Raw genomic sequence first — 20,228 nt, forward strand, 5'->3', positions numbered from 1 at the left:
AGGTGGGATGCCTGTCTGTTAACGCCCCTTTGGGATTGGGGGGGGGGGCTGCTGAGCATCTATGAAGCTAAATAAATCTTATATAAATATCAGAGATAAATGGTGGGGACTACCGCTTATCCTCCCTTCGATTTTATTACCTGTTTTAAGTAGCGCAAACACTTATGCACATACCAGCACTGGAAATGTGGTTCTGTTTTACCTGCCGTTAGCTTTTATGCTTAGCCTGATGTTATTTTTCGGCTGGGCAGCACTGCCGGGCATTGTGATTGCTATCTTCTGGCGCAGATACCCGCAGACGGGGCTATATGAAACCCTTTCCGTGACGATGCACTTTATCATTACCATCGTGCTAAGCTGGGGCGGTTACCATGTTTTTTCCCCCCGGCGAAACAATGTTTCTCACGGTGATGCCCACTTGATGTTCCAACGAATGTTCTGGCAGGTATTTTGTTCGGCGACATTATTTCTGGTTATCTATCAGTTTGCCGCTTTTGTTGGCATGTACGAAAGCAAAGCCAGCCTGATGGGAGTAATGCCCTTTAACATCAACACGCTGATTAATTATCAGGCGTTATTGGTCGGCAATCTTATCGGCGTGCCGTTGTGTTATTTTATTATTCGTACTCTCCGTAATCCGCTGCACCTGCGGGGGTATTATCAGCAATTAAAACTACAAGTTGATAGCAAAGCCACTAAAAAAGAGATTGTTATTTGGCTGGCGGTACTGATTACACTGATGTTTATACTGTGTATGCCATTGACTGATAATAGCTCAATATTTAGTACCAACTATACGCTTTCGTTATTATTGCCGGTCATGCTATGGGGAGCGATGCGCTATGGCTATAAATTTATTTCAATCATCTGGGCCGTCGTGCTGATTACGTCGATTCATTATTACCAGCGTTATATGCCCTGGTATTCAGGTTATGATACGCAATTAGCCATTACCTCTTCGAGCTATCTGGTTTTTTCTTTCATTGTTAATTATATGGCTGTACTGGCCACACGCCAGCGCGTGGTGAGCGGTCGCGCGCGTCGGCTGGCCTATCTTGACCCGGTTGTCCATCTTCCCAATTTACGTGCGCTAAACCGTGCGCTCAAAAACGCGCCCTGGTCTACAATCTGTTTTTTACACGTGCCGGGCCTGGAGTTATTGGGTAAAAATTATGGCGTCATGCTGCGCATCCAGTATAAGCAAAAGCTTTCTCACTGGATTACGCCGATGCTGGCCTCAAATGAGTGTGTGTACCAGATGTCAGGGCACGACCTGGTGCTACGTCTTAATACAGCGTCGCATCAGCAGCGTATTGAAGCGTTGGATAAACATATAAAGCAGTTTCGGTTTATCTGGGACGGGCTGCCGCTACAGCCGCCCGTCGGCGTGAGCTACTGCTGCGTGCGTTCCCCGGTTAGCCATCTTTATCTTCTGTTAGGCGAGTTAAGCACCAGCTCCGATCTTTCGTTGACGACTAACGCGCCGGAAGATTTACAGCGGCGCGGCGCGGTGCATCTGCAGCGCGATTTGAAGGGAAGAATTGCGATGATGAACCGCCTGCAACAGGCGCTGGAGCACGATCATTTTTTCCTGATGGCGCAGCCTATTTCTGGTGTTCGTGGGGACCTTTACCATGAAATTTTACTGCGGCTCAGGGATGACAACGGCGACGTTATCAACCCGGACAATTTTTTACCCGTAGCGCATGAGTTTGGTTTGTCTTCCGCTATCGATCTCTGGGTGATTGAAAACACGCTGCGGTTTATGGCAGCCAGCCGGGAATATATGCCCGCACATCGCTTTGCCATTAACCTGTCGCCAATATCGGTATGTCGCGCCCGTTTTCCTTCAGAAGTTAATCAGTTGCTTACTCAATATCAGGTTGAGCCCTGGCAACTGGTGTTTGAGGTGACGGAAAGTAACTCCCTCACCAATGCCGAGCAGGCGCAGCTGACGCTGGGACAGTTACAGCAGTTTGGCTGTCAGATAGCGATTGATGATTTTGGTACCGGCTACGCCAGCTATGCCCGGCTGAAAAACGTGAACGCTGATATTCTTAAAATTGATGGTAGTTTTATCCGCAACATCGTGTCAAACAGTCTCGATTATCAGATTGTGGCTTCTATTTGTCATTTAGCGCGAATGAAAAAAATGCAGGTCGTCGCGGAGTACGTCGAGAGCGAAGAAATACGCAGCGCGGTACTCTCATTGGGGATCGACTATCTTCAGGGATATTTAATTGGCGAGCCGCAGCGATTATCTGAGATTCAGTAACGTCAGACGCCGCGCCGCGGCGTCTGACCTACAATTTACGCGGCGATCTCCGGCGAGCTTTCTTCCTCAATATTGAGACGCCAGCCAGTTACCGCTTCCCAGTACTGCTGTTCTTTTTCCAGATCAAGCAGTACCAGCGCATTCTGGCTGAACCAGTCATGCGGAAAACGTAACGTCCAGTGGCTGTTATCGGTCGTTAGCCGCAGCGTCGGCGGCGTGGTTGTCGCCTGCCGCTGGTTGTTCAATAATACGCCCAGCCGTAATAGCTGAATTAGCGGCAGATACTGTTTTTTCTTAAACAGCGTAAAGCGGGGCATATCATCCAGTTTTACGGCCTTACGATGATAACGTACCAGAGTCGCCATCATCATTTGCTGTTCCTGATTAAAGCCAGGCAAATCGCTGTGTTGCAGAATATAAGCCGAATGGCGATGTAAACCGCTGTGATTAATATTCAGTCCAACTTCATGTAGCATTGCCGCCCAGCGGAGCAACGCTTCGAGCTGCGGATGCGCCAGTTTTGGCTGCTGGGCCTGCCACTGCTCATACATCTGCATAGTGGTTTCCAGCACGCGTCTGGCTTGTTCTCTGTCAATGTTGTATTGATTGGCCAGACTTTTTGCGGTACGGCTGCGAACATCCTGATGGCGGAAGCGACCTTCCATTTCATACAGGACGCCTTCGCGCAATGCGCCGTCGGAAAGGCGAAGCTCGCGGATAGCCAACGCATCAAAAACGCCGCACAGAATCGCCAGACCCGGCACAAAGACCGCTTTTCGTTCTTCAGACAGACCCGGCAGGCTGAGCGCATTAAAGGAGCGGTGCTTCAACACTTCTGACTTCAGTTTGTCGAGACGCTCCGGCGTAATGAAGCCATCTTTCTCACCCAGCGCCAGGAGAACTTCATGAGCGGCTTTAATGGTACCGGAAGCGCCCATCGCCACGTTCCATCCTTGAATACGATACTGCCAGGTTAAGGTTTCCAGTTTTTGCGCTGCCGCCATCCGGGCGCGCTGGAAATTTTCTTTATTGATAACACCGCCGGGAAAGTAGAGCTGCGCGAAGCTCACGCAGCCCATACGACGGCTTTCAACCAGCCTGGGTTCGAAGTTTTCGCCGATGACGAGCTCTGTTGACCCGCCGCCGATATCGATCACCAGCTTGCGGCCTTTTTCCGGTTGCGTATGTTCTACGCCCATAAAGATCAGGCGCGCTTCTTCGTTACCGGAAATAATCTCTATTGGGTAGGGAATAACCTTTTCCGCGCGTTTGAGAAAATCAGCGGCATTTTGCGCCTGACGTAACGTGTGGGTGCCCACGATACAGACGCTGGAAGGGGAGAATCCTTGTAAGCGCTCAGCAAACAGCGACAGACAGCTAAGCCCCCGTTCCATAGCTTCTTCGCTGAGTTTGTTATCTGCGCCCAGCCCGTCCGCCAGATGGACGCGCTGTTTTAAGCGCCCGATGATCTGCATTGCGCCGTCAACCACGCGGGCAATGACCATATGAAAGCTGTTTGAGCCGAGATCGACCGCAGCGAACTCCTGCGGGCGAGGGGATTTATCGTAAATTGGCATAGCGTTAGTCTGGTTGCTCGAGTGATTTGATGTAGTCATAAATCGCCAGCTGTGCCTGAACTTTGCGGCGATTGCCGCGCGGTACGTAGCGGTTGCTGAGTTCTTTATCGATAAAGCGCGCTTTTACCGTGTCGCTAAACAGAATGTCAATGATATCCAGTACGCGTTGTTTAAGCCGCGGGTCGAGGATAGGCGTAGCGACTTCGATACGGTAGTCAATATTACGCGTCATCCAGTCAGCTGAAGAGAGCCACACTTGCTTATCGCCGCCGTTTTCGAAAATATAAACCCGATCGTGTTCAAGATAGCGATCCACGATGCTAATCGCGCGAATATTATCGCTAATTCCTTCCAGTTGCGGAATAAGAGAACACATGCCGCGCACCAAAAGATTGACCTGGACACCCGAACCCGACGCGGCGTATAGCCTGTCGACTAACCCTTTATCGACCAGGTTGTTAAGCTTTAACGTAATCCCTGACGGTAAGCCTTGCTGGGCATTGGCGATTTCACGATCGATCATCTCATACAGCAGACGCCGTGAGTTTTGTGGAGAAACCATCAAATAATCGAAAGTGACCGGACGATAGGGGTTTTCAATAAAGTTAAAGACCCGGCGTACTTCATTGGTAATGCGCGCATCGGCGGTCAGCAGCGAATAATCGGTATACAGCCGCGCCGTTTTTTCGTTGAAGTTACCGGTGCCGATATGCGCATAACGCACCACGTCATCGCCCTCTTTTCGTGAGATGAGAAAGAGTTTGGCGTGAATTTTCAGCCCTGGCGCAGAGAAAATAACATGGACACCCGCTTCGGTTAACCGCTTGGCCCAGTGAATATTCGCCTCTTCATCGAAGCGCGCCTGCAACTCCACCACCACGGTGACTTTTTTGCCGTTATGGGCGGCATGGATCATCGAGTCAATAATGCGCGAGTCTTTCGCTACGCGATAAATATTGATTTTGATCGCCAGCACGCTTGGGTCAAACGACGCCTGGCGTAACAGTTCCAGTACATGCTCGAAGGTATGGTACGGATAATAGAGCAGCACATCACGTTCGCGAATTGCGTCGAAACCGTTACGAAACTTCTCTTTATCAAACCAAAGATGGCGTAACCGCGGTAACGGTTTATTGACCAGGTTGGCTTTACCGACATTCGGAAAATTAATAAAGTCTTTAAAATTGTGGTAGCGTCCGCCGGGTACGATTGAGTCATACCGGGAGATTGTCAGTTTTTCTCGCAACACGTCGACCAGAGCGGCGGGCATATCGCGTTGATAGACAAAGCGCACCGGTTCAGCGGTCAGGCGCTGCTTCAGGCTGGAAGACATCAGCTCCATTAGACTGGATTCCATCTCATGCACCAGATCATATTCAGCATCGCGGGTCATTTTCATCGAATAGGCGTTAAGCGCATCATAATCGAAGAACCCTTTAAAAATGTCATCCAGGCAGTAGCGCAGAATATTATCCAGAAGGATCATCGGCTTGCGTCTGCGCGGTGTCTCCGGCGGCAGATTAACGAAGCGTGGGACTTTGTCGGACGGTATCTCCAGCAGCGCATAGTTGATGGTGTCGCCGCGGATAATCTCCACCGCCAGATAGGTGTAATCATCTTTTAAAAACTGAACAAGGTCCGTCTCCCGGTTAATAAGAATCGGGGTAATGTGCTGGCGCAAATAGTGCTTAAAATAGTGGCGCAACCAGCTCTGTTGGTTCACCGAGAGCTGACGCTCGTTGATCAGAAAGATTTGATTACGCGCCATCTCCAGCAGTAATTCGTTGTACAGGCCGTCGAACTCCTGGTCTGCTTTCAACACGCGGGACTGAATTTTGCCTAACAAATGGCGTGAATGAGAATTTGAGCCCTGTTCTTCGCTGATAATAATGCGTCGTTTCAGTTCGGCGAAACGCACTTTGTAGAACTCGTCGAGGTTATTAGAATAGATACCCAGGAACCGCATCCGCTCAATCAGCGGGTTGGATTTATCCGCTGCTTCCTGTAATACGCGTTCGTTAAATGCTAACCAGCTCAGTTCTTTCTCGATATATAACTTTTCCTGACCCATTACTACTTATACTCCGTTTTATTCACGGGACACTGCCTGATGATTATGGCGAGCATTACGCGTTAATGTCCAACTGCGTCAGAAAAGTATGACAATAAACTGATAGCATAAAGGAAGGAAAAAGAGTAGGCCGGATAGGCATTTATGCCGCCATCCGGCAAGCAGACGCAGCCACATCAGATGGCGTATTATTCGTCAGACGCATAACCTTGCGGCGGCAGACGACGCCCGTCCAGCCAGGCGGCGTTATCGCGCATCTTTAAACGCCCCTCCGCAAACCAGCCGATCACCAGCGGATAAATCGCGTGTTCCTGAGTTTGTACGCGTGCGATGATATCATTTTCGTTGTCGTCGGCAAAAATCGGCACCTTCGCCTGGAGAATGACCGGACCGCCGTCGAGTTCGTCTGTCACGAAATGCACCGAGGTACCATGCTCCTCATCGCCGTTTTCCAGCGCCTGGCGATGGGTATGCAACCCCGGATATTTTGGCAGCAGGGAAGGGTGAATGTTCAGCAGACGCCCGTGGTAATGCGCGACAAACGCCGGACTCAGAATACGCATAAAACCGGCCAGCACGACCACATCAGGCGAATACGCGTCTATCTCGCGAATCAGCTCGCGATCGAAGGCGTCGCGGCTGCCAAACCGATCGGCAGTCAGCGCTTGTGCCGGAATACCGGCTTCTCTGGCGCGTTCAAGGCCGAACGCGTCAGCCTTATTGCTGAATACTGCCCTGAGGGTGCCTTTAATTTTCTTTGCTTTGCAGGCATCGATAATCGCCTGTAAATTGCTTCCGTTGCCGGAAATCAGCACCACAATATTCATTATTCAATAACCACACGCTGTTCGGAATCAGAGGCTTTGATGATACCGATTTTCCATGCGTTTTCACCTTTCTCGTTTAGCAGAGCAAGCGCTTTGTCCGCTTCCGGAGAGGATAGCGCAATCACCATGCCGACGCCGCAGTTAAAGGTACGGTACATTTCATGTCGACTGACGTTACCGGCGGTTTGCAGCCAGGTAAAGATGGCGGGCCACTGCCAGGACGACTCATTAATTACCGCCTGAGTATTCTCCGGAAGAACGCGCGGAATATTTTCCCAAAAGCCGCCGCCGGTGAGGTGTGCGATAGCGTGTACATCGATATTTTCAATCAGTTCCAGAACCGATTTTACGTAGATACGGGTCGGTTCAAGCAGATGATCGGCAAGTGGCTTCCCTTCCAGCAGAGTGGTTTGTGGATCGCAGCCGCTAACGTCAATAATTTTACGCACCAGCGAATATCCATTCGAGTGCGGGCCGCTGGAGCCGAGCGCAATCAGCACGTCGCCTTCGGCAACCCGGGAGCCGTCGATGATTTCTGATTTTTCGACTACGCCAACGCAGAAACCCGCCACGTCGTAATCTTCGCCGTGATACATGCCCGGCATTTCCGCCGTCTCGCCGCCGACCAGCGCGCAACCAGATTGCAGGCAGCCTTCGGCAATACCGTTGATCACACTGGCGGCGGTATCGACATCCAGTTTACCGGTGGCATAGTAATCGAGGAAAAACAGCGGTTCCGCGCCCTGAACGACCAGATCGTTTACGCACATCGCCACCAGATCAATACCGATAGCGTCGTGACGTTTTAAATCCATCGCCAGGCGAAGTTTGGTGCCTACGCCGTCAGTGCCGGAAACCAGTACCGGTTCACGATATTTTTGCGGCAACGCGCACAGCGCACCGAAACCGCCCAGACCGCCCATAACCTCCGGGCGGCGAGTTTTCTTCACTACGCCTTTGATTCGATTAACCAGAGCGTTACCCGCATCAATATCGACGCCGGCATCTTTATAGCTAAGAGAGGTTTTATCGGTCACTGCCTGGTTCCCCACGTTTTTTCTTGCGGTAAAAGTTAAATTCGGCGCAATTCTAACAGGGAAAGCAAACGTTTGCGAGCGTGGTCTGCGCCCTGCATGTCCGGGCGATTTTTTGGTATGGTTTCGGCCGCTGCTTGAAAATTTTCCCTGTTGGTAAAAAAGAAAAGGATATCCGGCACTTGGTTTACGATATATGGACGAGAAAGATTATCACCTGTTAAAATTCAATAGGTTGATGGCGGTAGGCGCTGGTTTCAACGTGAGTGATTTATACTCGCTTTTCCGCGATCAGCGCTTTTGGTTGATCCAGGTCAAGCATACATTGTGTTGCGCCAGAGAGGAAAAGCGGTATAATCCGGCGATTTTTTTTGTGGTTGCCAGTCATCTGAGGATAGGAGAAGAGTATGAAGATCGTGGAAGTCAAACACCCACTCGTCAAACACAAGCTGGGTCTGATGCGTGAAAACGACATTAGCACTAAACGCTTTCGTGAACTCGCCTCAGAAGTAGGCAGCCTGCTGACGTATGAAGCGACAGCCGACCTGGAAACGGAAAAAGTCACCATCGAAGGCTGGAATGGCCCGGTGGAAATTGACCAGATCAAAGGTAAAAAAATTACCGTTGTGCCGATTCTACGTGCGGGTCTGGGCATGATGGAAGGCGTTCTGGAAAACGTACCGAGCGCGCGTATCAGCGTAGTCGGGATGTACCGTAACGAAGAGACGCTTGAGCCAGTACCTTATTTCCAGAAACTGGTATCGAACATTGATGAGCGCATGGCGCTGATCGTCGACCCGATGCTGGCGACTGGCGGTTCTGTCATCGCGACCATCGACCTGCTGAAAAAAGCAGGCTGTAGCAGCATTAAGGTGCTGGTGCTGGTCGCCGCGCCGGAAGGCATTGCGGCGCTGGAAAAAGCGCACCCGGACGTTGAACTGTACACCGCTTCTATCGATCAGGGGCTTAACGAGCACGGATACATTATTCCAGGGCTTGGCGATGCCGGCGATAAGATTTTTGGTACTAAATAAGTGAATAAATGATGAAAAGCCGACTTTAAGAGTCGGCTTTTTTTTGAATAAAACAACTCATAACAAACACACTCAGAGGAAAACACTATGACGCGCCGTGCTATCGGGGTGAGTGAAAGACCGCCGCTTTTACAAACAATCCCGCTTAGTTTGCAGCACCTTTTCGCCATGTTTGGCGCGACCGTGCTGGTGCCAGTTCTGTTTCATATCAACCCCGCGACGGTTCTGCTGTTTAACGGTATCGGAACGTTGCTGTATCTCTTTATCTGCAAAGGTAAAATCCCTGCCTACCTGGGATCGAGCTTTGCCTTTATTTCGCCGGTATTACTGCTGTTGCCGCTGGGTTATGAAGTGGCGCTGGGCGGTTTTATTATGTGCGGCGTATTATTCTGCCTGGTCTCTTTCATCGTTAAAAAAGCGGGCACAGGCTGGCTGGATGTGATGTTCCCGCCTGCGGCAATGGGCGCAATCGTTGCTGTTATCGGTCTGGAGCTGGCAGGCGTCGCGGCGGGGATGGCCGGATTGCTCCCTGCGCAAGGGCAATCGCCGGACACAAAAACGATTATTATCTCCATGGTCACGCTGGCGGTGACGGTGTTCGGCTCCGTACTGTTTCGTGGTTTCCTGGCGATCATTCCTATTTTGATTGGCGTGCTGGTGGGCTATGCGCTGTCGTTCGCGCTGGGGGTGGTCGATACCACGCCGATTGCCCAGGCGCACTGGTTTGCGCTGCCGACCTTCTATACGCCGCGTTTTGAATGGTTCGCGATCCTGACGATTCTGCCTGCGGCGTTGGTAGTGATTGCCGAGCATGTCGGTCATCTGGTGGTAACGGCGAATATCGTCAAAAAAGATCTGGTACGCGATCCCGGTTTGCACCGCTCGATGTTCGCCAATGGACTGTCGACGATCGTCTCCGGCTTCTTCGGCTCCACGCCGAATACCACCTATGGTGAAAATATTGGCGTCATGGCGATAACTCGCGTTTACAGTACCTGGGTTATTGGCGGCGCGGCGATTTTCGCCATTCTGCTTTCCTGCGTCGGCAAACTGGCGGCGGCGATTCAGATTATCCCGTTACCAGTGATGGGCGGCGTCTCGCTGCTGCTGTACGGCGTTATCGGCGCGTCGGGGATTCGCGTATTGATCGAATCGAAAGTCGATTATAACAAAGCGCAAAACCTGATCCTCACCTCGGTAATTTTGATCATCGGCGTGAGCGGCGCGAAAGTGGCTATCGGCGCGGCAGAATTGAAAGGGATGGCGCTGGCGACCATCGTCGGGATTGGCCTTAGCCTGATTTTTAAACTGATTAGCCTGTTGCGTCCGGAAGAAGTGGTGCTGGAGGCAAATGATGTGGAGCCGCCGCATCGGTAACGGGTTGCCGGGCAGCGATGCTGCCTGGTTCTATCTCAAGAGAATTATGTGGTAAACTCAGCACGATTTTATGCAATCCTGGGTTGAGGTATCTCTGAACACACCGGCACAGCTCTCTTTGCCACTTTATCTTCCTGACGACGAAACTTTCGCAAGTTTCTGGCCGGGGGATAACGCCTCTCTACTGGCCGCGTTACAAAACGTGTTGCGTCAGGAACATAGTGGATATATCTACCTTTGGGCGCGTGAAGGTGCGGGCCGCAGCCATTTGTTGCATGCCGCCTGCGCGGAATTGTCGCAGCGTGGAGATGCGGTAGGCTACGTCCCGCTCGATAAACGCACCTGGTTCGTGCCGGAAGTGCTCGACGGTATGGAACACCTCTCGCTGGTGTGTATTGATAACATTGAGTGCGTCGCTGGCGATGAACTGTGGGAGATGGCGATCTTTGATCTCTATAACCGTATTCTGGAGTCCGGTAAGACGCGGTTATTGATCACCGGCGATCGTCCGCCAAGACAGTTAAATCTGGGCTTGCCCGATCTCGCTTCCCGCCTGGACTGGGGGCAAATCTATAAACTCCAGCCTCTTTCGGATGAAGATAAACTTCAGGCGCTACAGTTGCGCGCCCGGCTACGGGGGTTTGAACTGCCGGAAGATGTCGGACGGTTTTTGCTTAAACGGCTCGATCGCGAAATGCGCACGCTGTTTATGACGCTGGATCAGCTCGATCATGCGTCGATCACTGCCCAGCGAAAACTGACGATCCCGTTTGTCAAAGAGATTCTGAAACTGTAATACGCCGCGACGGCGGCGTTCAGCGGTTAACCGAGGATGTCCAGTACCTGCTCAGGCGGCCGACCAATACGCGCCTGACCATTCGCCACCACAATGGGGCGCTCCATCAGTATAGGGTGTTCAACCAGCGCCTGAATTAACGCCTCTTCGCTAAGCTGGCTATCCGCCAGGTGAAGCGTTTTATAAAGGTCTTCTTTCTGGCGCATCAGTTCGCGCGCGCTGGACATGCCCAACATACGCAGCAGTTCACGCACGGTGGCGGCATCGGCGGGCGTATCCAGATAAAGCACCACTTCCGGTTCCACGCCGTTAGATTTCAGCAGATTCAGCGTGTCGCGGCTCTTCGAGCAGCGCGGGTTATGGTAGATTTTAATCGTGTCGGTCATGAGTTCTCCTTGTGACGCCATCCGGCTAATAAATGGCGATTACATTTTCGTGTATGGCTTGAAGCGTTCCTGTAACTGGCGCAACTGGTCGATACGCGCATCGTAACGCGCCTGTTGCTGGCTACCCAGTTTCGCCTGGGAGCTGGCGCTACTGAGCAGTGAAATTGCCTGATCCAGTTGTCCCGCCAGCGCATAACCTTCGGCGCGCGCCGCCAGCTCCTGATCGCGGTTGTTCAGCGCGGCTTCGGCCTGAGCAAGCAGATCCCAGCCGTTGCCATCATCTTTATGGCTAAAGGTATAGCGATTCAGAATGGTTTCCGCCGCTTTCGGCTGGCCTCCCTGGAGGTATGCATTGGCGAGGTTTAACTGCAGCACCGGATTAACGCGCAGATCGCGGGCATTTTTCAGGCGATTAATCGCGTCGCTGGCTCTTTTCTGCCCCAGGTCAATATCGGTGGCGAGGTCAAGATACCAGGCATTGTTCGGTTCCGCGCTTAATAGCGGCTGTAACGTTTTGCGCGCTTCATCGTACTTGCTCGCCTCCATCGCCTGCAACGCCCGGCCATATTGTGCCGCATGTTGCTGACGCACGTTGCCTTTAGACCACTGATCCAACAGGTCGCTGGTGAGCTGGTTACGTCCGGAATTATACATTCCCAGGGTACGCGCTTTGGCGAGATAGAAGTCGGCGGAAGATTGTACCACGACCGGGCGCATCTGGTTTGCGCGGTTGCGGGCATCCGCAAGGCGGCTTTCCGGTAAGGGGTGAGTGAGCAAAATTTCAGGCGGGCGCGTGGAGTAACGCGCCTGGTCGAGCAGTTTTTCGAGGAAAGAGGGCATCGCCTGTGGGTCAAATCCGGCGCGTTGCAGTACCTGAATACCAATACGGTCGGCTTCTTGCTCATTTTGCTGGGTGAAGCTTATCATCCCCTGGCGCGTTCCCGCCAGAGTACCGGTTAGTGCCGCCATACCGGCTTGTGGGCTGGCCATTGCCAGCAAAATAGAACCGAGCGCGCCCACCCAGGTGAGCGGCGCGCTGCGCTTTTGATCTTCCATCGCGCGCGCCAGGTGGCGCTGCGTAACGTGGGAGATTTCATGCGCCATGACTGAGGCTAGCTGGCTTTCGTTATCCGCATAGCGAAAAAGCGCCGAGTGCAGCACCACATTGCCGCCAAAGAACGCGAAGGCGTTGATTTCGTCATTATTGATCAAGAAAAAATGGAAGGGCGTTTTGACGGAGTCGGCGTGTGAGACCAGGCGCATTCCGAGAGCGTTAATGTATTGCACCAGCAGCGGATCGTTGATTAACGGCGCGCTGCCGCGTAGCTGGCGCACATAAAAGTCGCCCATTTGCATCTCTTGTCCAATAGAAAGCGTGCTTCCTGCCGAGGTTCCCATATCGGGCAGCGTGTCGGCAGGGTCGGCAAATGCGGGCGCGACCTGACCGAGAGCCAATGCTGCAATGAGGGTTGCCACCAGGTTTTTTTTCAACTGCCTGAACATAACCTCTATCCTGTTATTTTGAGATAGCCCTTTGACCAACTTCGTGAAATATCGTTCCACGCTCCGACACTTCATAAGTGTAACTGTGATGAGCACAGACGCACTGTTTTAGTTTCCTGAATCAACGATAAAAAGCGAAGTCTTTTTTGTGACATTTCGATACAATTCGGCATCACAATCCCGCAGTTGAGTTCTGGGAAGGGTTTTATGCTCGAAATGTTAATGCAATGGTATCGCCGTCGCTTCAGCGACCCGGAGGCGATTGCCTTGCTGGTCATTCTGGTGGCTGGTTTTAGCATCCTCTTTTTCTTTAGTGGCCTGTTAGCGCCGCTGTTGGTCGCTATCGTACTGGCCTACCTGCTGGAGTGGCCAACGGCACGCCTACAGGCGATTGGCTGTTCCCGACGCTGGGCAACCTCCATTGTCCTTATCCTCTTTGTCGGCATTCTGTTATTAATGGCGTTTGTGGTGATGCCGATTGCCTGGCAGCAGGGTATTTACCTGATTCGTGATATGCCCGGTATGCTGAATAAACTGTCCGATTTTGCCGCGACCTTGCCGCGACGTTATCCGGCGCTGATGGATGCGGGCATTATTGATGCGATGGCGGAAAACATGCGCACCCGGATGCTTAACATGGGCGATTCGGTGGTGAAGTATTCGTTGGCTTCGTTGGTCGGGCTACTGACGCTGGCGGTATATCTGGTTCTGGTGCCGCTGATGGTCTTTTTCCTGGTAAAAGATAAAGAGCAGATGCTGAATGCTGTGCGCCGCGTGCTGCCGCGTAATCGCGGGCTGGCGGGGCAGGTGTGGAATGAGATGAATCAGCAGATCACCAACTATATCCGCGGAAAAGTGCTGGAGATGGTGGTGGTGGGCGTGGCGACCTGGCTGGGCTTTTTGCTGTTTGGCCTCAACTATTCGCTACTGCTGGCGGTACTGGTGGGCTTTTCGGTCCTGATCCCCTATATCGGCGCCTTTGTGGTGACAATTCCGGTGGTGGGCGTCGCGCTGTTTCAGTTTGGCCTGGGGACGGAATTCTGGAGCTGCTTTGCCGTTTATCTGATTATTCAGGCGCTGGATGGCAATCTGTTGGTACCGGTACTTTTCTCCGAAGCGGTGAATTTGCATCCGCTGGTGATTATTCTGTCGGTGGTGATTTTCGGCGGTCTGTGGGGATTCTGGGGGGTATTTTTCGCCATTCCATTGGCGACGCTGATTAAAGCAGTCGTCCATGCCTGGCCGGATGGTCAGGTGACGGATACCTCATCCTAAGCGGTCTGTACGAAAGCCGTAAAGCGTGAACGACATCATAGTGCCCTGTCGCCATTTTGCGCATTCCCGATGGGGGACAAGCGCTTAGAAAGCCGATCTTTTTTTAATGCCGCACCGTGTTGCGGCATTTCTATTGTTGGAACCTACAAAATTCTCGCTGTAAAGCCGCCAAAATTTGGTGACTTAGCCTAAGCATTCTTCGGAGAAATTCGTTAATAAGTGACATCATTGATGCGAAATGGCTTTTTTAATGTAAAGCGATAACGAAACAGGGAATGAGTGTGTTGAGAAAACATTACTTGAAAGGGTATACCGCGCGGCAAATTGTACAGCGAGCCATGAAAATTATTCCTTACTCGGTAAACGTCATGGATGAACATGGCGTCATTATCGCGTCTGGCGAACCTTCGCGCCTTCACCAGCGTCACGAAGGGGCCATTCTGGCGCTGAAGGAAAACCGTATTGTAGAAATTGATTCCGCTACCGCCAATCAGCTCAAAGGCGTGCGATCCGGCATTAATCTCCCCATCTCTTTTCATGAACAGCTTATTGGCGTGGTAGGCATTACCGGTGAGCCGGAGCAGGTTCGCGCTTATGCCGAGCTGGTTAAAATGGCGGCGGAGCTGGTGATCGAGCATATGGTGCTGATCGAACAGCGCCAGTGGGATAAACGCTATCGCGAAGAGCTAATCAACCAATTGATTTTTCGAGAAAATTCGACGGAATCGTTGCGTTCCATGGCGGCCTATCTGGGCATTGATCTGGCGGTTCCCAGAGTGGTGCTGATTATTGAACTTTCCCAGCCGGATCGCGAAGCGCTGCGCAATGTAATGGATTATTTCGAGAATCACGCGCGCAACCATTTGGTGACGTTTACCGAATTTAATGAATTAATCATTATTAAGCCTATCACGTTAAAAGAGGGAAAGTGGAATACCCGCCAGGAAATGGGCGAATTGCAGATTTTTAAATCATGGGCTGCATCATCGGGCTTTAGCCGTATTTTGGTTGGGGGCTATTTTGCCGGCGAGACGGGATTGCACCGATCTTTGCTCACTGCCAGAGCCACGCAGGTGATGGCGAAAAGACAAAAGCTGCGCAGCCAGTACATTTTTTATCATGACCATGCGCTTCCCGCGCTGCTAAGCGGGCTGTCTGAAAGTTGGCAAGTGCAGGAGTTATCGCGTTTGTGGCTGCAACTGGTACAACATGATGCGAAAGGCGTATTGCAACAGACGCTGCGGACCTGGTTTGAACATAATTGTGACCTGACGCAAACGGCCAAAGCATTGCATATTCATGTGAATACATTGCGCTATCGCTTACAGCGTTGTGAAGATATTACGCACATAAAAATCAATGAGTTAAAAAGTACGCTTTGGCTTTATATCGGTATGGAACTCCAGGCCGAATCTGTATCGACCGACAAGTTACCGCCGCCTGGTCGGATCGAAATCTGTTGAAAGCTCCAGCGGATTTTTAGGCGGGCTTTTCCATACTGCGCGCTCTATGTTAAAGGAGGCGCAGTATATGACGTCGATATCCACCCTGGGAGCCATTGCTGCATTGGTCGTGGCCATCGTATTAATTTTAAGGAAAGTGTCGCCAGCCTACGGCATGATGGCGGGAGCGCTGGTCGGCGGTTTGATTGGCGGTGCCGATCTTCTGCAAACCGTTTCGCTGATGGTGTCAGGCGCGCAGGGCATCGTTAATGCCGTATTACGTATTCTGGCCGCAGGCGTACTGGCTGGCGTATTAATTGAGTCCGGGGCGGCGAATACGATTGCTGAGACGGTTGTGCGCAAGGTGGGGGAAACCCGGGCATTATTGGCATTAGCCATTGCCACGCTATGTTTGACCGCCGTCGGCGTATTTATTGATGTGGCGGTGATTACCGTCGCGCCGATTGCGCTGTCGATTGCGCGTAATGCGGGCCTGTCAAAAAGCGCTATTCTGCTGGCGATGGTCGGCGGTGGCAAAGCGGGTAACGTGATGTCTCCTAACCCGAACGCCATTGCCGCCTCCGATGCGTTTCATGTTCCTCTTACCTCTATTATGCTGGCGGGCGTGGTTCCGGGCATCGTTGGGCTTATTATCGCCTATCTGTTAGCGAAACGGCTGAATAATAAAGGCGTGGGCGTCGCCGATCATGAAGTGACTGACCATGATGACTCCGTCGCCAGACCCGGTTTTCTGGTGGCGATTAGCGCGCCGCTGGTCGCGATTTTCCTGCTTTCTCTCCGTCCGTTTGCCGGCATTTCCATTGACCCGTTAATTGCCCTGCCCGTAGGGGGATTGGTCGGTCTGCTGTTAATGGGACGTGCGCGCCACTGTAACCAGTACATGGTCGCCGGTCTGATGCGTATGGCACCTGTCGCTATTATGTTGCTGGGAACCGGCACGCTGGCCGGAATTATCGCTAATTCCGAACTTAAAGATGTCCTGATTCATGGCCTCACCGCTTCTGGATTGCCGTCCTGGCTGCTGGCGCCCGTGTCTGGCACCATGATGTCAATGGCAACGGCTTCAACCACAGCGGGAACGGCGGTGGCGTCCGGCGTTTTCTCTCCCACGTTACTTGAACTTGGCGTTTCCGCCCTGGCGGGAGCCGCTATGATCCATGCAGGTGCCACAGTGCTGGACCATCTGCCGCACGGTAGTTTTTTCCACGCGACGGGCGGTAGCGTCAATATGCAAATTCATGAACGTTTAAAGCTAATGCCGTATGAAACGCTGGTGGGTTTAACCATTACCTTTATTTCTACTCTGATGTTCGGCTTCTTCGGTTTTGCAGGATAATCCCTATGAAAATTGTTATTGCTCCTGATTCATTTAAAGAAAGTTTGTCCGCAATGGCGGTTGCCGAGGCGATAGAAAAGGGGTTCCGCGAAATTTATCCTGACGCCGACTACATTAAAGTGCCCATGGCGGATGGCGGGGAAGGAACCGTACAATCGATGGTGGAAGCCAGCGGCGGGCGTTATGTCGACCAGTGGGTACAGGGCCCGCTTGGGCAACCGGTGACCGCGCGTTGGGGAATGTTGGGCGATAGCGATACCGCCGTGATTGAAATGGCGGCGGCATCCGGGCTGCATCACGTTTCGCCTGAATTGCGCAACCCGCTTAATACCACCAGCTATGGCACCGGTGAATTAATCGTCGCGGCGCTGGAGCGTGGCGTAAAGCGTATTATTCTGGGGATTGGCGGCAGCGCGACGAATGACGGCGGCGCGGGGATGATGCAGGCGCTTGGCGTTATATTACGTGATAAACAGGGACGCTCGCTGCCCCCGGGCGGCGAGGCGCTGGCGGCGCTGGCCTCTATCGATCTGTCCGGTTGTCACCCATTGCTGCGTAAGGTATCGATAACCGTGGCGTGCGATGTCAACAATCCGCTGTGTGGTCCCCAGGGCGCATCGGCCATCTTTGGCCCACAAAAAGGGGCGACAGCGGAAATGGTGGACACTCTGGACGCGGCGCTGGAAAACTGGGGCCGACATATTTATCAGGCGACGGGACGTGAGGTGATTAACGCTCCCGGCGCGGGTGCGGCAGGCGGAATGGGCGCCGCGCTTTTAGGATTGCTCAATGCGGAATTACGCGCCGGCGTAGAGATTGTCGTGGAAACGCTACAGCTTGAGCAGGCGGTTAAAGATGCCGATCTGGTGATTACCGGAGAAGGGCGGCTGGACAGCCAAAGTATTTGCGGCAAGACGCCGATTGGCGTCGCCAGAGTGGCTAAGCGGTATTATAAACCGGTTATCGCGCTCGCCGGTGGGCTGCAACACGATCATCACGTTGTGTATCAACAGGGTATCGATGCGGCACTATCGATTTTGTCACATATCGTTACGCTGCCGGAAGCCTTACACGAGGCAGAATATAACCTGAGCCTGTCGGCGCGCAATGTGGCGGCGATATGGCGTCTGGCGCGGCAAGCCTGACGGCGCATTCCCTTTCCAGGCCGCACATCAGCGCGGCCTGAGGCTTTTACGCGTTTTCTTTCAGCCAGTTCAGCACCACATCATGGTGATTGCTGGTTTTAAAATCATTAAAGACGTGCTCAATCTTACCGTCAGCGTCAATCAAAAAGCTGATGCGGTGAATGCCGTCATACGTTTTGCCCATAAACGACTTTTCGCCCCAGACGCCGAATTGTTCACACACCTGATGGTTTTCATCGGACAAAAGGGTAAAGTTCAGCAGCTCTTTTTCAGCGAAACGGGAGAGTTTTTCAGGTTTATCGGTGCTGATGCCCAGCACGTCCACGCCTGCTTTTTTGAGCTCGTCCATGTTATCGCGTAAGCCGCAGGCCTGCACGGTACAGCCGGGTGTCATGGCTTTTGGGTAGAAATAAACCAGAACGCGCTGTCCCTGGAAGTCGGTCAAATTTACTTGTTCCCCGTCTTGATCCGGCAAGCTAAATTTCGGTGCGATATCACCGGCTTTCAGTGGATTCATTACTTAACTCCATCCTGTTCATCATGTTGTGAGTAATTGACGACGTTTATACTGCCTTGCGCATTGAGTTCTGTACATAGTGCCTTAAAGGCTTGCTCAATATTTGCGGAATTTTGCGACGCCGGACTATGTGCAGTGATTTGAATAAATAATTGCGCGGCTTTATCGCCTTCGGCTGGCTGTGTGCGGGAGACCAGCTCCGCAATATTCATTTCATGACTATCAAACAGCGCGGTGAATCGCTCAATTAAATGCGGGGAGTCGGCGACCTCAACCTGAACCCATACCGTCGCGGGCATTGCCGGGCGGGGGCGGTCGGATGTCCGTTTCATCACAATCAGCAGATCCAGTTCTGCGCCTTTTAACGGCAATGTCGATTCAATCAGGGTAATCGCATTCCACGTGCCGGACAACAGCATAATAAACGTGAATTCATCGCCCAGCATCGCCAGTCGGCTGTCTTCAATATTACAGCCGCAACTACTGACATGGCGAGTAATGGTATTCACAATGCCGGGCCTGTCGGCGCCCAGCGCAGTGATAACCAAATAGTGTTGTGATGACGGTGTCAAACCAGTTATTCCTTTGAGCGGTGAGGTAATCTTAAGGAAAGCATAAAAAAAACCTGCATACAACAATCAGAACGGCTCTGGTCGCTTGCTTTTATTGCCATACCAAACGTACCATTGGGGCACTTGTTTGCACAGAGGATGGCCCATGTTCACGGGAAGTATTGTCGCGCTTGTTACGCCGATGGATGAGAAAGGTAACGTCAGTAGGCCTTGCCTGAAAAAACTCATTGATTATCATGTCGCCAACGGTACCTCGGCGATTGTTTCGGTTGGCACCACCGGCGAGTCCGCCACGCTAAGCCATGATGAACATGGCGATGTCGTGATGATGACGCTGGAACTGGCTGACGGACGTATTCCGGTTATCGCCGGCACGGGCGCAAACGCGACCGCGGAAGCGATTAGCCTGACGCAGCGTTTTAACGACAGCGGCGTTGTTGGCTGCCTGACGGTGACGCCGTACTACAATCGCCCCACGCAGGAAGGTTTGTTCCAGCATTTCAAAGCCATCGCGGAACACACTGACTTGCCGCAAATTTTGTATAATGTGCCGTCCCGTACCGGCTGCGATATGCTGCCGGAAACCGTGGGTCGTCTGGCGGAAATAAAAAATATTATCGCTATCAAAGAGGCGACAGGGAACTTAACCCGCGTTCATCAGATCAAAGAGCTGGTTTCAGACGATTTTATTCTGCTTAGCGGCGATGACGCGTCTGCGCTGGATTTTATGCAATTGGGTGGTCATGGCGTGATTTCCGTTACGGCTAACGTAGCCGCGCGCGATATGGCTGACATGTGCAAACTGGCGGCGGAAGGGCAATTTGCCGAGGCGCGCGCTATCAATCAGCGTCTGATGCCGTTACACAACAAACTATTTGTCGAACCCAATCCTATCCCGGTGAAATGGGCATGTAAGGCATTGGGTCTTGTGGCGACCGACACGCTGCGCCTGCCAATGACGCCTATCACGGACAATGGTCGTGATATCGTCAAAGCAGCGCTTCAGCATGCTGGCCTGCTGTAAAGTTTAGGGAGATTTG

Annotated in this window: 17 protein-coding genes; 9 read left to right on the forward strand and 8 right to left on the reverse strand. The window is 52.3% G+C overall.

Translation table 11 applies throughout. The annotated features are described in order from the left end of the window. The first annotated feature begins 61 nt into the window (after positions 1-61). Positions 62-2,275 (forward strand): bifunctional diguanylate cyclase/phosphodiesterase, encoded by a 2,214-nt coding sequence (locus F4V72_RS15525; protein ID WP_053529988.1) that lies wholly within the window; start codon positions 62-64, stop codon positions 2,273-2,275. A gap of 35 nt (positions 2,276-2,310) precedes the next feature. Here F4V72_RS15525 and ppx read toward each other — a convergent pair whose 3' ends face one another. The 4 genes from ppx to purM all read right to left on the reverse strand — a co-directional run bounded on the left by ppx (position 2,311) and on the right by purM (position 7,787). Beyond that, entirely contained in the window at positions 2,311-3,852 is a 1,542-nt protein-coding gene (gene ppx, locus F4V72_RS15530; protein WP_053529989.1) for an exopolyphosphatase, read from the reverse strand. 4 nt (positions 3,853-3,856) lie between these two features. After that, the gene (gene ppk1, locus F4V72_RS15535) at positions 3,857-5,923 is read right to left on the reverse strand and encodes a polyphosphate kinase 1 (protein WP_000529555.1); all 2,067 of its coding nucleotides are present in this window, start codon (positions 5,921-5,923) and stop codon (positions 3,857-3,859) included. Positions 5,924-6,111: 188 nt separating this feature from the next. After that, positions 6,112-6,750, reverse strand: a complete 639-nt coding sequence (purN, locus tag F4V72_RS15540) for a phosphoribosylglycinamide formyltransferase (RefSeq protein ID WP_136058142.1) — start codon at positions 6,748-6,750, stop codon at positions 6,112-6,114. Then, complete coding sequence (gene purM, locus F4V72_RS15545) at positions 6,750-7,787, reverse strand: phosphoribosylformylglycinamidine cyclo-ligase (protein WP_136058143.1); 1,038 nt, start codon at positions 7,785-7,787, stop codon at positions 6,750-6,752. Before purM ends, purN begins: the two co-directional genes overlap by 1 nt. A 404-nt stretch (positions 7,788-8,191) precedes the next feature. On the opposite strand from purM, the gene upp reads away from it, so the two are divergent. The 3 genes from upp to F4V72_RS15560 all read left to right on the forward strand — a co-directional run bounded on the left by upp (position 8,192) and on the right by F4V72_RS15560 (position 10,991). Next, positions 8,192-8,818, forward strand: coding sequence for a uracil phosphoribosyltransferase (gene upp, locus F4V72_RS15550; RefSeq protein WP_000706208.1), 627 nt, complete (start codon positions 8,192-8,194; stop codon positions 8,816-8,818). Between the two features lie 87 nt (positions 8,819-8,905). Next, positions 8,906-10,195 (forward strand): uracil permease, encoded by a 1,290-nt coding sequence (uraA, locus tag F4V72_RS15555; protein WP_023245954.1) that lies wholly within the window; start codon positions 8,906-8,908, stop codon positions 10,193-10,195. Positions 10,196-10,289: 94 nt separating this feature from the next. Further along, complete coding sequence (locus F4V72_RS15560) at positions 10,290-10,991, forward strand: DnaA inactivator Hda (RefSeq protein WP_061835882.1); 702 nt, start codon at positions 10,290-10,292, stop codon at positions 10,989-10,991. Positions 10,992-11,017: 26 nt separating this feature from the next. Here the strand turns inward: F4V72_RS15560 and arsC are convergent, their stop codons facing one another. Both arsC and bepA read right to left on the reverse strand, forming a co-directional pair. Then, positions 11,018-11,377: an arsenate reductase (glutaredoxin) gene (gene arsC / locus F4V72_RS15565; protein WP_023245953.1), complete on the reverse strand. Its 360-nt coding sequence runs from the start codon at positions 11,375-11,377 to the stop codon at positions 11,018-11,020. 39 nt (positions 11,378-11,416) lie between these two features. Beyond that, positions 11,417-12,880, reverse strand: coding sequence for a beta-barrel assembly-enhancing protease (gene bepA / locus F4V72_RS15570; protein ID WP_023245952.1), 1,464 nt, complete (start codon positions 12,878-12,880; stop codon positions 11,417-11,419). Positions 12,881-13,087: 207 nt separating this feature from the next. Here bepA and F4V72_RS15575 point away from each other — a divergent pair, with 207 nt between their 5' ends. The 4 genes from F4V72_RS15575 to F4V72_RS15590 all read left to right on the forward strand — a co-directional run bounded on the left by F4V72_RS15575 (position 13,088) and on the right by F4V72_RS15590 (position 18,099). Next, a complete protein-coding gene (locus F4V72_RS15575) occupies positions 13,088-14,155 on the forward strand; it encodes an AI-2E family transporter (protein WP_000892060.1) in 1,068 nt (355 codons plus the stop codon). A gap of 275 nt (positions 14,156-14,430) precedes the next feature. Beyond that, the gene (locus tag F4V72_RS15580; RefSeq protein WP_136058144.1) at positions 14,431-15,618 is read left to right on the forward strand and encodes a sugar diacid recognition domain-containing protein; all 1,188 of its coding nucleotides are present in this window, start codon (positions 14,431-14,433) and stop codon (positions 15,616-15,618) included. Between the two features lie 67 nt (positions 15,619-15,685). Next, positions 15,686-16,954, forward strand: a complete 1,269-nt coding sequence (locus tag F4V72_RS15585) for a GntP family permease (protein WP_136058145.1) — start codon at positions 15,686-15,688, stop codon at positions 16,952-16,954. A 5-nt stretch (positions 16,955-16,959) separates the two neighbouring features. Beyond that, positions 16,960-18,099 (forward strand): glycerate kinase, encoded by a 1,140-nt coding sequence (locus F4V72_RS15590; RefSeq protein WP_150342471.1) that lies wholly within the window; start codon positions 16,960-16,962, stop codon positions 18,097-18,099. A 46-nt stretch (positions 18,100-18,145) separates the two neighbouring features. On the opposite strand, the gene bcp is transcribed toward F4V72_RS15590, so the two are convergent. Both bcp and F4V72_RS15600 read right to left on the reverse strand, forming a co-directional pair. Further along, entirely contained in the window at positions 18,146-18,616 is a 471-nt protein-coding gene (gene bcp / locus F4V72_RS15595) for a thioredoxin-dependent thiol peroxidase (RefSeq protein WP_001068686.1), read from the reverse strand. Then, the gene (locus F4V72_RS15600) at positions 18,616-19,188 is read right to left on the reverse strand and encodes a glycine cleavage system transcriptional repressor (protein WP_000189059.1); all 573 of its coding nucleotides are present in this window, start codon (positions 19,186-19,188) and stop codon (positions 18,616-18,618) included. Before F4V72_RS15600 ends, bcp begins: the two co-directional genes overlap by 1 nt. A 145-nt stretch (positions 19,189-19,333) precedes the next feature. Between F4V72_RS15600 and dapA the strand changes: the two genes are divergently transcribed. Then, positions 19,334-20,212, forward strand: coding sequence for a 4-hydroxy-tetrahydrodipicolinate synthase (gene dapA / locus F4V72_RS15605; RefSeq protein ID WP_000494016.1), 879 nt, complete (start codon positions 19,334-19,336; stop codon positions 20,210-20,212). The last annotated feature ends 16 nt before the right edge of the window (positions 20,213-20,228 follow it).

Origin of the sequence: Salmonella enterica subsp. diarizonae (genome assembly GCF_008692785.1) — a bacterium.
Lineage (GTDB): Bacteria > Pseudomonadota > Gammaproteobacteria > Enterobacterales > Enterobacteriaceae > Salmonella > Salmonella diarizonae.

Excerpts from the sequence above, each read along its gene's own strand:
- bcp (WP_001068686.1), bottom strand. The coding sequence starts at position 18,616 with ATGAATCCACTGAAAGCCGGTGATATCGCACCGAAATTTAGCTTGCCG.
- purN (WP_136058142.1), bottom strand. The coding sequence starts at position 6,750 with ATGAATATTGTGGTGCTGATTTCCGGCAACGGAAGCAATTTACAGGCG.
- arsC (WP_023245953.1), bottom strand. The coding sequence starts at position 11,377 with ATGACCGACACGATTAAAATCTACCATAACCCGCGCTGCTCGAAGAGC.
- F4V72_RS15525 (WP_053529988.1), top strand. The coding sequence starts at position 62 with ATGAAGCTAAATAAATCTTATATAAATATCAGAGATAAATGGTGGGGA.
- F4V72_RS15585 (WP_136058145.1), top strand. The coding sequence starts at position 15,686 with ATGACGTCGATATCCACCCTGGGAGCCATTGCTGCATTGGTCGTGGCC.
- bepA (WP_023245952.1), bottom strand. The coding sequence starts at position 12,880 with ATGTTCAGGCAGTTGAAAAAAAACCTGGTGGCAACCCTCATTGCAGCA.
- ppx (WP_053529989.1), bottom strand. The coding sequence starts at position 3,852 with ATGCCAATTTACGATAAATCCCCTCGCCCGCAGGAGTTCGCTGCGGTC.
- F4V72_RS15580 (WP_136058144.1), top strand. The coding sequence starts at position 14,431 with ATGAGTGTGTTGAGAAAACATTACTTGAAAGGGTATACCGCGCGGCAA.
- F4V72_RS15590 (WP_150342471.1), top strand. The coding sequence starts at position 16,960 with ATGAAAATTGTTATTGCTCCTGATTCATTTAAAGAAAGTTTGTCCGCA.
- ppk1 (WP_000529555.1), bottom strand. The coding sequence starts at position 5,923 with ATGGGTCAGGAAAAGTTATATATCGAGAAAGAACTGAGCTGGTTAGCA.
- F4V72_RS15575 (WP_000892060.1), top strand. The coding sequence starts at position 13,088 with ATGCTCGAAATGTTAATGCAATGGTATCGCCGTCGCTTCAGCGACCCG.
- uraA (WP_023245954.1), top strand. The coding sequence starts at position 8,906 with ATGACGCGCCGTGCTATCGGGGTGAGTGAAAGACCGCCGCTTTTACAA.
- upp (WP_000706208.1), top strand. The coding sequence starts at position 8,192 with ATGAAGATCGTGGAAGTCAAACACCCACTCGTCAAACACAAGCTGGGT.
- dapA (WP_000494016.1), top strand. The coding sequence starts at position 19,334 with ATGTTCACGGGAAGTATTGTCGCGCTTGTTACGCCGATGGATGAGAAA.